This is a genomic window from Pseudomonas sp. 7SR1, assembly GCF_900156465.1.
Taxonomy (GTDB): Bacteria; Pseudomonadota; Gammaproteobacteria; order Pseudomonadales; family Pseudomonadaceae; genus Aquipseudomonas.
Genome location: NZ_LT707064.1, coordinates 1,644,094 through 1,655,014, shown reverse-complemented (window position 1 = coordinate 1,655,014; position 10,921 = coordinate 1,644,094). Strand labels below are relative to the sequence as shown.

General features: G+C 61.6%; 9 protein-coding genes. 4 read left to right on the top strand and 5 right to left on the bottom strand.

Annotation, left to right across the window (positions count from 1 at the left end; translation table 11 throughout):
• Positions 1-40: 40 nt before the first annotated feature.
• Positions 41-940: a homocysteine S-methyltransferase family protein gene (locus tag BW992_RS07485; RefSeq protein WP_072397294.1), complete on the bottom strand. Its 900-nt coding sequence runs from the start codon at positions 938-940 to the stop codon at positions 41-43.
• A 111-nt stretch (positions 941-1,051) separates the two neighbouring features.
• On the opposite strand from BW992_RS07485, the gene BW992_RS07480 reads away from it, so the two are divergent.
• The 3 genes from BW992_RS07480 (at position 1,052) to BW992_RS07470 (ending at position 5,041) form a co-directional block, all read left to right on the top strand.
• Positions 1,052-1,873 (top strand): ABC transporter substrate-binding protein, encoded by an 822-nt coding sequence (locus BW992_RS07480; protein WP_072397295.1) that lies wholly within the window; start codon positions 1,052-1,054, stop codon positions 1,871-1,873.
• Entirely contained in the window at positions 1,870-2,706 is an 837-nt protein-coding gene (locus tag BW992_RS07475) for an amino acid ABC transporter permease (protein ID WP_072397296.1), read from the top strand. Before BW992_RS07480 ends, BW992_RS07475 begins: the two co-directional genes overlap by 4 nt.
• A 211-nt stretch (positions 2,707-2,917) precedes the next feature.
• Complete coding sequence (locus tag BW992_RS07470) at positions 2,918-5,041, top strand: autotransporter outer membrane beta-barrel domain-containing protein (RefSeq protein WP_076405903.1); 2,124 nt, start codon at positions 2,918-2,920, stop codon at positions 5,039-5,041.
• A 180-nt stretch (positions 5,042-5,221) separates the two neighbouring features.
• On the opposite strand, the gene oadA is transcribed toward BW992_RS07470, so the two are convergent.
• Together oadA and BW992_RS07460 are read right to left on the bottom strand one after the other, a co-directional pair.
• Positions 5,222-7,030, bottom strand: coding sequence for a sodium-extruding oxaloacetate decarboxylase subunit alpha (gene oadA / locus BW992_RS07465; protein WP_072397305.1), 1,809 nt, complete (start codon positions 7,028-7,030; stop codon positions 5,222-5,224).
• Positions 7,031-7,042: 12 nt separating this feature from the next.
• Positions 7,043-8,458, bottom strand: coding sequence for an acetyl-CoA carboxylase biotin carboxylase subunit (locus tag BW992_RS07460; RefSeq protein ID WP_053149054.1), 1,416 nt, complete (start codon positions 8,456-8,458; stop codon positions 7,043-7,045).
• Between the two features lie 188 nt (positions 8,459-8,646).
• Here BW992_RS07460 and BW992_RS07455 point away from each other — a divergent pair, with 188 nt between their 5' ends.
• Entirely contained in the window at positions 8,647-9,609 is a 963-nt protein-coding gene (locus BW992_RS07455; protein ID WP_072397309.1) for a LysR family transcriptional regulator, read from the top strand.
• Here BW992_RS07455 and BW992_RS07450 read toward each other — a convergent pair.
• A complete protein-coding gene (locus tag BW992_RS07450; protein ID WP_072397311.1) occupies positions 9,551-9,760 on the bottom strand; it encodes a PA3496 family putative envelope integrity protein in 210 nt (69 codons plus the stop codon). The two genes, BW992_RS07455 and BW992_RS07450, sit on opposite strands and share 59 nt — an antisense overlap.
• Positions 9,761-9,933: 173 nt before the next feature.
• Positions 9,934-10,800, bottom strand: coding sequence for a transcriptional regulator HexR (hexR, locus tag BW992_RS07445; protein ID WP_003187110.1), 867 nt, complete (start codon positions 10,798-10,800; stop codon positions 9,934-9,936).
• Positions 10,801-10,921: the final 121 nt, after the last annotated feature.

The following is a 10,921-nucleotide window of genomic DNA, read 5'->3' as shown; positions in this document are numbered from 1 at the left end:
GCGGCGGGAAAATGTAAGCCGCCATATCTGCTTGAAGGGATCAGGCCAGCTTCTGCGCCAACACCGCGATGTGTTCCGGGCCGATGCCGCAGCAACCGCCCAGGTGGCTGGCGCCGCGCTTCTGCCAATCGGCCGCCCACCGCAGATAACCGGGCGGATCGAGGTCGTCGCGCAGCGGATCCAGCCCGTCGTTGGCCGTCGCTTCCTTCGGTTGCGGCGGGAAGGCGTTGGCGTAGGCACCGATGTGGATCTTCACCCCCAGACGCTCGAAGGTGTCTCGCGCCGCATCAATGGCCGCGCCGATCACTTCCGGCTGGCTGCAGTTGAACAGCAGTGTCTCGACGCCCAGCTCGGCCGCGACCGCCGCCGCGTCCGCCACCGGTTCGCCGGAGCGCAGGCGCGGCACTTCGTCGGTGTCCTCATCCTTCAAGGTAAACGACAGCCAGAACGGCTTGCCGTCCTGGGGCAGGCCGGCATGGATCGCCTTGGCTTCGACCGTCGAGCTCTGGGTTTCAGCCAGCCATAGATCGACATGCGGGGCCAGGCCGGCCACCAGAGGCGCGAGCAGTTCAGTGGCGCGCGAGGCGTCGAACAGGTCGGGGCGGTAGGAACCGAACAGCGGCGGCAATGAACCGGCCACCCGTACCGCTTTGCCGGAAGCCTGCACCGCCCGCCGCGCCAGTTCCCCGGCCAGCGCCGCCAGTGCCTGGCCCTCGGCGGCGAAACGCGCCTCGCCAATATGAAACGGCACCACCGCGTAGCTGTTGCTGGTGATGACGTCCGCGCCGCTGGCGATATAGGCCGCGTGCACCGCTTCCACCGCCTCGGGCGCTTCGCTCAGGGCCAGCGCCGACCATTCGGGCTGCCGGAACGGTGCGCCACGACGTTGCAATTCGCGGCCCATGCCGCCGTCGAGAATGACTGTGGTTGCTGCGCCCATATTCGATTCACTCATAAGCTTATGAAAATAACTAACTACCGGAGTCGTTCTTATAACTATTTAATACGCACTCTTCGATTTGTCACAACTTTTTTCTACCAGGGACTCCACATGAAACGACAACCATTGCTGGCCCTGGGCCTTATTCTGCTGGCCGCTTCGTCGCAAGCGCTCGCCGGAGCCACGCTCGATCGCATCGAACAGAAGAAAGAACTGGTCGGCGTCCTGATGGAAAGCTACCCGCCCTTCTCGTTTCTGAACGACCAGAACCAGCTCGACGGGTTCGACGTGGACGTGGCCAAGGCCGTGGCGCAGAAACTGGGCGTGAAGCTGCGCCTGGAAACGCCTTCCTGGGACGTGATCGCCGCCGGCCACTGGAGCGGACGCTACGACATCTGCATCTGCTCCATGACCCCGAGCAAGGCCCGCGCCGAGGTGTTCGATTTCCCGGTGCAGTATTACGCCTCGCCCGCGGTTATCGTGGTCAATGCCAAGGACGACAGCATCCAGGGCGCCAAGGACCTGAGCGGCAAGAAAGTCGGTCTGACCAGCGCCTCCAGCTATGAAAGTTACCTGAACAAGAACCTGGTGATCGAAGGCGCCGAAGACACCCAATTGAGCTATCCCTTCGACGACGTGCAGATCGCCCCGTACGACACCGACAACGTGGCGTTCCAAGACCTGGGCCTGGGCGCCGGGGTACGGCTGGATGCCGTGCTGACCAACCTGGTGACCGCCCAGCCGCGCCTGACCGAAGACAAACGTTTCAAGCTGGCGGGCGCACCGCTGTATTCCGAGCCGAATTCGGTGGCCATCGAAAAGGGCGATGCCCAGTGGAACAGCAAGGTGCGTGAGGTTTTCGCGCAGTTGAAACAGGACGGCACCTTGAGCAGACTCTCGCAGAAATGGATTGGCGCCGACATCACCCAATGACCTCTTTCCCGCCCTCTTCTCAGCCACCGCAACCGGTGGCTGAGTCGCGCCTGAAGAAAATCTTCGGTTTCCGCACACGGCTGTACCTGACCTGGGCAGCCATGCTGGTGCTGTTCGCGAGCTTTTTCCTGACCTTCGACCTGAAGTTCTCCATCATCCTGGACAAGCTGCCGAACCTGATCGGCCTGCATCTGGCGCCCAACGGCTTCCTGCAAGGCGCGGCGCTGACCCTGTTCCTGTGCCTGTGTTCGATCGTCGCTTCGTCCTTGCTGGGCTTCGCCGCGGCCCTGGCAAGGTTGTCCAGCAGCGCCGTGGCGTTCGGCATCGCCAGCTTCTACGCATCGTTCTTCCGCGGCACCCCCCTGCTGATCCAGATCCTGTTGATCTACCTCGGCCTGCCCCAATTGGGCGTGGTGCCGGGTGCCATCGCCGCCGGGGTGATCGCCCTGTCGCTGAACTACGGCGCCTACCTGAGCGAAATCTTCCGCGCCGGCATCCTCGGCGTTCCTCATGGTCAGCGCGAAGCCTCGCTGGCCCTGGGCATGGGCGAAACCGTGATCTTCTGGCGGGTCACCCTGCCCCAGGCCATGCGCACCATCATCCCGCCCACCACCAACCAGTTCATCTCCATGCTCAAGGATTCATCCCTGATCTCGGTGATGGGGGTCTGGGAAGTCATGTTCCTGGCACAGTCCTATGGTCGTTCCAGCTATCGCTATATCGAGATGCTGACGACGGCGGCGATTATCTATTGGTTGATGTCCATTGCGTTGGAACTGATCCAGGCGCGGATGGAGCGGCATTATGGGAAGGCGTATCTCAAACGCAGCTAAAGGCTCTTGGACGGTCTAACGCACAGGTCCGAGGAAACTGTAGGGCAACGCCACAAGCCGTGGAAGGCAACGCGGCGGATAACCTGAGCACGACCCGACCAGCCTACATGTTCGATCTGCTCTCTCCCGCCAAAGCCGGGGAATCCGCCCGGCATCGCGGCCAGGTTGGAATTTTTAAAGTGTGGCCTCCACCCTTGAGAGGCCGTACTCGATGCCTATCCAACACTCATATCTTCCCCGACGCCTGGCCCTGGCAATTGCCCTGGCCCTGGGTTGCGCCAATGTTTCGATGGCTCAGCAACCGGCTCATATCCCCACGACCGCCGAGCAACAGCAACGCCTGGAGGCCTTCGCCGAAGCGGCCGACACCAGGAAACAAAACGCCAACGTCCCCCGCAAAGGCAACGCGAAATGGACAGGCAAGAACGACCTGGTGATTGTCAGCGCAAACGCGAAGTTCCCCGGTTCCATGGATGGCGGCGGCGGAACCAACATGCTGCGACTGGACCTGGCCAAGCATCCCGTCCTGGGGGAGACCCGTAATTTCGAGGCCTTGCAGGTCTCCCAGGGCGAATGGGAACACACCGCTCGTTTCGCCGGCTGGGGTGTGGTGGAGCCTCAAGCCACGCTGGTCAATACCGGACATATCGACGGACGGATCGGGGTGCTCGGTGCATTCGATAACAAGGGCGCCGTGGCCAATGGCGTGATGGTCGAGCCAGGGGGGCGCATGACCCATTCAGGCACCGCGCATGGCGGAATACATGTACATGAAGCGGCCAGTTTCAGCGGCAACGGAACCGTGGATTTCCTGACAATGGCGGGACGGTGGGAGGTAGGCCCGGATGTCGGCGCCCCCTCGATTACGGGCAATCTCGAACTGTCGAGAAGCGCCGAGCTGGTCTATGGCATCGACGCCAATGGAGGCAGTGCCTCGATCCAGGTCGAAGGCACCGCGACGCTGAATGATTCGACCCTGACAATCGTCGCCGTACCGGCCGACAGCCTTTCCTCCAGTGAACATACCGTCATTCGTGCGGGCAACGTCGTGGGTGAGTTTGGTACGGTCATCGACAACCTCCCATTCATGACGGCCACTGCGCATTACACCGACACTCAGGTTGGCCTGACCTACGTCCGCAACGACACCCCCCTCGAGACCGCCGCAACTTCCGACAACGGGAAGCAATTGGCGGCCAGCATCGAAGAACCACAACCGGTCGAGCCACCACAGCCCAAGCCCGTGGAGACACCCGCCCTCGCCAAAGCGGTTGCCACCAAGCCGAATGCGCCCACCATGCCTTCCAAACCCGCCGCTGCGCTACGAGTCACCCCACCGGCCAGAACACCCAACGCCGCGGTCAACGCGCTGCTGGGAAGCAACAGAATCGTGGCGGCCGATGCCATCGAGCAACTGGCCGGCCAGACTACCGCTAACCTGGCCAATGCCACGTTGAACAGCATCGCGCCAATCAGCGCCGGGATGCTGTCCGCCATGGGCCAGCGGCCTGTCGACGGTCAGGTCTGGATCCAGGCCATCGGCCATGGCGGCACGATCGGCAGGCAATTGGGGAGCGATGCGCTGAAGCATTCCACAAAGGGCCTGATGCTGGGGACCGATTGGGCGATCAGCCCTGAATGGCGCCTGGGCATGATGGGCAGCGAGACCCGGACACAGCTGGACGGTCACCGACTCGACGCAGGCCTCGACAGTTGGTACCTGGGCGCTTACGCCTGGCGCCAGGACGGACCGATGGCACTGCGCCTGGGCGCCGTTCATGGCGATCATGACGGCAGCACCAAGCGCCATGTGGTGTTCAATGGTTTCAACGATCATCTCAAGGGCCGCTACGATGCCAGCACGCAACAGGTCTTCGGGCAACTCGGCTATCGCTTCGACCTCGGCCGTTACGATCTTGAACCCTATGCCCAGCTGGATTATCAGCGCTATCAACGCGACCGCTACACGGAAAAGGGCGGCGACTCGGCGCTGAGGGTCGATCGCCAGACCGAGGACCATTACAGCAGTACCCTGGGCCTGCGCCTCGCCACGGCCTTGGCTTTTGACCAGGGCACGCAATTGACCCCTCGCTTGAATGTCGGCTGGAGACACCTCTACGGCGATGTCAGAGGCAGCGCCCGCCAGAGCCTGGTGAAGGGAGGCAGAACCTATACGGTGCAAGGATCCGACCTGGACCGGGACAGCCTGTTGGTGGAAGCCGGGCTGGACCTGGCTGTTTCGCCACGCCACACGTTGGGATTGGGTTACAGCGGTGAAACGGGCAACGACAACCGCAGTCACGCCTTGATGGGGCAGTGGCGAATGATGTTCTGATCGCCTCGGTGCCTTCCTGTGAGAAAGGCCTGCTCGCAACAGCGGTGGAGCCGCCTGCACGCATGTCGGTCGCACCATCGCCTTGGCGAATTGGCTTCACCCTCCCGGTGACCTGGCTTTCGAAAAAAAAGGGGAGCACATGCCCCCCCGAGGTTAAACGGTTGTATCGAGGCTGTTCGCTCAGCCTTCGATCTCGATCAGGATCTCGCCCGGATTGACCCGGTCGCCCTTGGCCACATGAATGGCCGTGACCTTGCCGGCGATGGCGGCCTGCACTTCGGTCTCCATCTTCATGGCTTCGGTGATCAGCACGGCCTGACCGGCCTTCACTACGTCGCCTTCCTTGACCAGCACGTCGACGATGTTGCCCGGCATGGTGGTGCTGACGTGGCCCGGCGCAGTGGCTTGCTTGCGCTTGCTGCTGCCACCGCCGACGAATTCATTGAGGGGCTCGAACACGACCTCTTCCGGCATACCGTCGATGGACAGGTAGAAGTGACGCTTGCCTTCGGCCTTGACGCCCACGCCGGTGATGTCGACGCGGTAGGTTTCGCCGTGGACGTCAATGACGAATTCCGTTGGCACACCCTCACCCGCCGCCGCGCTCACGCCGCCCGCCTCAGGGATCGGCAGCAACACCTCTGGCGTCAGGGTGCCGGCTTCGCGCTCTTCGAGGAACTTGCGACCGATGTCCGGGAACATGGCGTAGGTCAGCACGTCCTCTTCGGACTTGGCCAACGCGCCGATCTCGCCACGCAACTTGGTCATTTCCGGCTTGAGCAGATCGGCCGGACGCACGTCGATCACCTCTTCGCTGCCAATGGCCTGGCGACGCAGTTTTTCGTTCACCTGGCCCGGCGCCTTGCCGTAACCGCCTTGCAGGTAGAGCTTCACTTCGTTGGTGATGGTCTTGTAGCGCTCACCGGCCAGTACGTTGAAGAACGCCTGGGTGCCGACGATCTGCGAGGTCGGAGTCACCAGCGGCGGGAAGCCGAGGTCTTCGCGTACTCGCGGGATTTCCGCCAGCACTTCGTTCATGCGGTTCAGCGCGCCCTGCTCTTTCAACTGGTTGGCCAGGTTGGAAATCATCCCGCCGGGCACCTGGTTGACCTGGACACGGGTGTCCACCGCCGTGAATTCACTTTCGAACTGATGGTATTTCTTGCGCACGGCATAGAAATACAGACCGATTTCCTGCAGCAGTTCCAGGTCCAGGCCGGTGTCGAACTCGCTGCCCTTGAGAGCCGCGACCATCGATTCCGTACCTGGATGGCTGGTGCCCCAGGCGAAGCTGGAAATGGCGGTGTCGATGTGATCGGCGCCGTTCTCGACGGCCTTGAGCTGGCACATCGCGGCCAGGCCGGCGGTGTCGTGGGAGTGGATGAATACCGGCAGCGATTGCTCGGCCTTCAACGCCTTGACCAACTCGCCTGTGGCGTACGGGGTCAGCAAACCGGCCATGTCCTTGATCGCCACCGAATCGCAACCCATGGCTTCCATCTGCTTGGCCTGGGCCACGAACGCCTCGATGGTATGCACCGGGCTGGTGGTGTAGGCGATGGTGCCCTGGGCATGCTTGCCGGCGGCCTTCACGGCCTCGATGGCGACGCGCAGGTTACGCACGTCGTTCATCGCGTCGAAAATCCGGAATACGTCGATGCCGTTGACGGCGGCCTTGGCCACGAACGCCTTGACCACGTCGTCGCTGTAATGGCGATAACCCAGCAGGTTCTGGCCGCGCAGCAGCATTTGCAGGCGAGTGTTGGGCAGTGCGGCACGCAGTTGGCGCAGGCGCTCCCACGGATCTTCCTTCAGGAAACGCACGCAGGCATCGAAGGTCGCGCCGCCCCAGACTTCCAGCGACCAATAGCCGACTTTGTCGAGCTTGTCGCAGATAGGCAGCATGTCTTCGGTGCGCATGCGGGTGGCAAGCAGCGATTGGTGAGCGTCGCGCAGGATAGTGTCGGTTACGTGGATCTTCTTGGGCATTGTCATGATTCCTTACAGGCCTGCGTGGGCGGCAATGGCGGCAGCGATGGCCAGGGCCAGCTCTTCGGGTTTGCGCTTGATCGAGTAGTTGGTCAATTCAGGATGGCTTTCGACGAAGCTGGTATTGAACTGACCGCTACGGAATTCGGGGTTGCGCAGGATTTCCTGGTAATACGCCGCGGTGGTCTTGACCCCTTGCAGGCGCATGTCGTCCAGGGCCCGCAGGCCACGGTCCATGGCTTCTTCCCAGGTCAACGCCCAGACCACCAGTTTCAGGCACATCGAATCGTAGAACGGCGGAATGGTGTAGCCGGTGTAGATCGCCGTGTCGGTACGCACGCCGGGACCGCCAGGCGCGTAATAACGAGTGATCTTGCCGAAGCTGGGCAGGAAATTGTTCTTCGGGTCCTCGGCGTTGATCCGGAACTGCAGGGCGAATCCACGGTGCTGGATGTCTTCCTGCTTGACCGACAGCGGTAGGCCGGAGGCGATGCGAATCTGCTCGCGGACAATATCGATCCCGGTGATTTCTTCGGTGATGGTGTGCTCCACCTGAACCCGGGTGTTCATTTCCATGAAGTACACCTCGCCCTCGGCGAGCAGGAACTCCACGGTGCCAGCGTTTTCATAGCCCACGGCCTTGGCGGCACGCACCGACAGATCGCCGATGTAGGCACGCTGCTCGGGCGTCAGCTGTGGGCTGGGAGCGATTTCGATCAGCTTCTGGTTGCGACGCTGGATCGAGCAGTCCCGCTCGAACAGATGCACCACGTTGCCGAAACTGTCCCCCAGGATCTGCGCTTCGATGTGCTTGGGGTTGACGATGCATTTTTCCAGGAACACTTCCGCCGAACCGAACGCCTTGGTGGCTTCGGAGATAACGCGAGGGAAGGCCTGTTCGAGTTCTTCGCGGCTGTTGCAACGACGAATACCGCGGCCACCGCCGCCGGACGTTGCCTTGAGCATCACCGGGTATCCGATCCGGTCGCCCTCGGCCAACGCCTCCTCGATACCCGAAACGTTGCCCTCGGTGCCTGGGGTAACCGGCACGCCGGCCTTGATCATGCTGCGACGCGCTTCGGTCTTGTCGCCCATGCGTCGAATGACTTCAGCTGCCGGACCAATGAACTTGATACCGCGTTCGGCGCAGATATCCGCCAGTTCGGCGTTTTCCGAAAGGAAGCCATAACCGGGATGCAAGGCATCGCAGCCGGTCTCCACGGCGAGGTTCACCAGCTTGCGCGGGTTGAGATAACCGGCCAGCGGATCGGCGCCGATGCTGTGGGCCTCGTCCGCGCGCTTGACATGCAAGGCATGGCGGTCCGCGTCGGAGTAGACCGCGACCGAGCGAATGCCCATCTCGGCGCAGGCGCGCACGATTCGGACGGCAATCTCACCGCGGTTGGCGATCAGGATCTTTGTTATCAATTGGAGGTTCCCTTGAGCCGGTGATACCACGGCCTGGACGTTCAGGCCGACGCGTGACCAGATGTAACAATTGGTCGCAGCTCCACACTAGTACCGGGCGGGGATTAACAAAAATGAATATTTATTGGGTCACGCATAAGCCAAGACTTATAGTTGCGTTGTCGGGATCGGACCAAGGTGAGTGAAAAATGCGTAAGTCATTGATGCGTATGACTTTGCGTCAACTGCAAATTTTCAATGAAGTGTGCGACCTGAGGTCCTACAGCCGTGCTGCCGAGGAAATGTCTCTCACGCAACCAGCCGTTAGCCTACAGATTCGATCCCTTGAAGAGCTGATTGGCCAGCCGTTGTTCGAGTATGTCGGGAAAAAACTCTACATGACCGAAGCCGCCGAAGCCCTCCAACGCGCCAGCCGGGATATCTTCGGGCGCCTGGAGAACCTCGATATGCAGCTTTCGGACATGCAGGGCTCGCTGCAGGGGCAATTGAAACTGGCGGTGGAATCCAGCGCGAAATATTTCGTGCCGCACCTGTTCGCCGCGTTCAAGCGCCAGCATCCGGAGGTCAACCTGAACCTTACTGTGGTCAATCGCGGACAAGTGATCCGGCGGCTTTCGGACAACCGCGATGACCTGGTGATCATGTCCATGGTGCCCCAGGACATGGGGCTTGAGTTCCTGCCGTTTCTCAATAATCCGATTGTGGCCGTGGCGCCGCCGGATCACCCACTGTGTCACATGGGGGCATTGCGCCTGCAGGACCTGGAGCCCTACACACTGTTGCTGCGCGAACCCGGGTCGGGAACGCGGCTGGCCTGCGAGGAATATTTCAAGGAAAAGCGGGTGCATTTCACCCAGACGCTGGAAGTGGCCTCGGCCGAAGCCCAACGCGAATGCGTAGTGGCGGGGCTGGGCGTGGCGTTGTTGACGCGCCACGCCGTGAGCCGGGAATTGTCGTCCGGCGCACTCATCGAGCTGCCGGTGGAAGAGTTGCCGCTCTACCGAAGCTGGTGCCTGGTGCAGGCCAGGGCGAAGCGTTTGTCACCGGTGGCCCACGCCTTCCTGGCGTTCGTTCGCGGTGAGCGCGCCCAGATCATTGGCCTGGTTGAGCGTTTCGACGGGAAGCCACCGGCGTTGCCTGCCAGTAGTTGAATTCTGTCGCGTCAGGAAATTCGCTGATTTCGGCCAGGAGCTGGCGCTGTTCGAAGCGGTCTTCGATCGCACGACGGAACGCCATGCGGCGTTGGTCTTCCTGCTGGCGACGGGTTTTGACGGCGCTGCGTTCTTCGTAGGACTGGGTCATGTCGAGACTCCCAAGACGTATACGGGAGTTTCAAGATGAAGGCTTGGGATGACGTTTTGGCGGCGCGTGGGTTACAGAACGATGAATTCGAGCGATGGGATCTTGGGGAGGGTTGAGCCTGTGGCGAGGAGACTTGTCCCCTCGCCACAACGGCGCTTGCCTTGATGATTGGCTCAGTCGTCCAGTGCCTTGACCGACTTGGGCGACAGCCGCAGGCTGCGAAGGCTGCGCTTGACGCTCTTGAGGTGGTTGACCAGGCTCGGGCCGCGCGCCATGGCAACCCCCATCGCCAGCACATCGATGACCACCAGGTGCGCGATACGCGAGGTCAGCGGTGTGTAGATTTCAGTGTCTTCGTGCACGTCGATGGCCAGGTTCACGGTCGAGAGCTCGGCCAATGGCGTCTGGCTCGGGCACAGGGTGATCAGCGAGGCGCCGCTTTCGCGCACCAGGTTGGCGGTGATCAGCAGGTCCTTGGAGCGCCCCGACTGAGAAATGCAGATCGCCACATCGGTGGGTTTCAACGTGACCGCCGACATCGCCTGCATGTGCGGGTCGGAATAGGCTGCCGCAGTGAGCAGCAGGCGGAAAAACTTGTGTTGGGCATCGGCCGCCACGGCACCCGAAGCGCCGAAGCCATAGAATTCGACGCGCTGGGCCTGGGACATGGCCGTCACGGCTTTTTGCAAGGCCACCGGGTCGAGCTTCTCGCGAACCTCCATCAGCGTATGCAAGGTGGTGTCGAAGATCTTCAGGCTGTAGTCGGCAACCGAGTCGTCCTCATGGATCGCAAACTGACCGAAGCTTGCGCCGGCCGCCAGGCTTTGCGCCAGCTTGAGCTTCAAGTCCTGGAAACCCGAGCAACCGATGGCGCGGCAGAACCGCACGATGGTCGGCTCGCTGATGCCGACGCTGTGGGCAAGGTCAGCCATGGAGCTGTGCATCACGGCCGCAGGATCGAGCAGTACGTGATCGGCGACTTTCAGTTCCGATTTGCGCAGCAGGTGGCGTGACTGGGCGATGTGTTGCAACAGGTTCAAGGGACTGGACTCTTGTTATTGGCGGCGTTATTGGCAGATGCCGGATGCAGCAGTGATGTAGCCAAGCTTGTAGTTATACTACATGAATTGCCTTTTTGCCCGCCCGATACGTAACTCGATC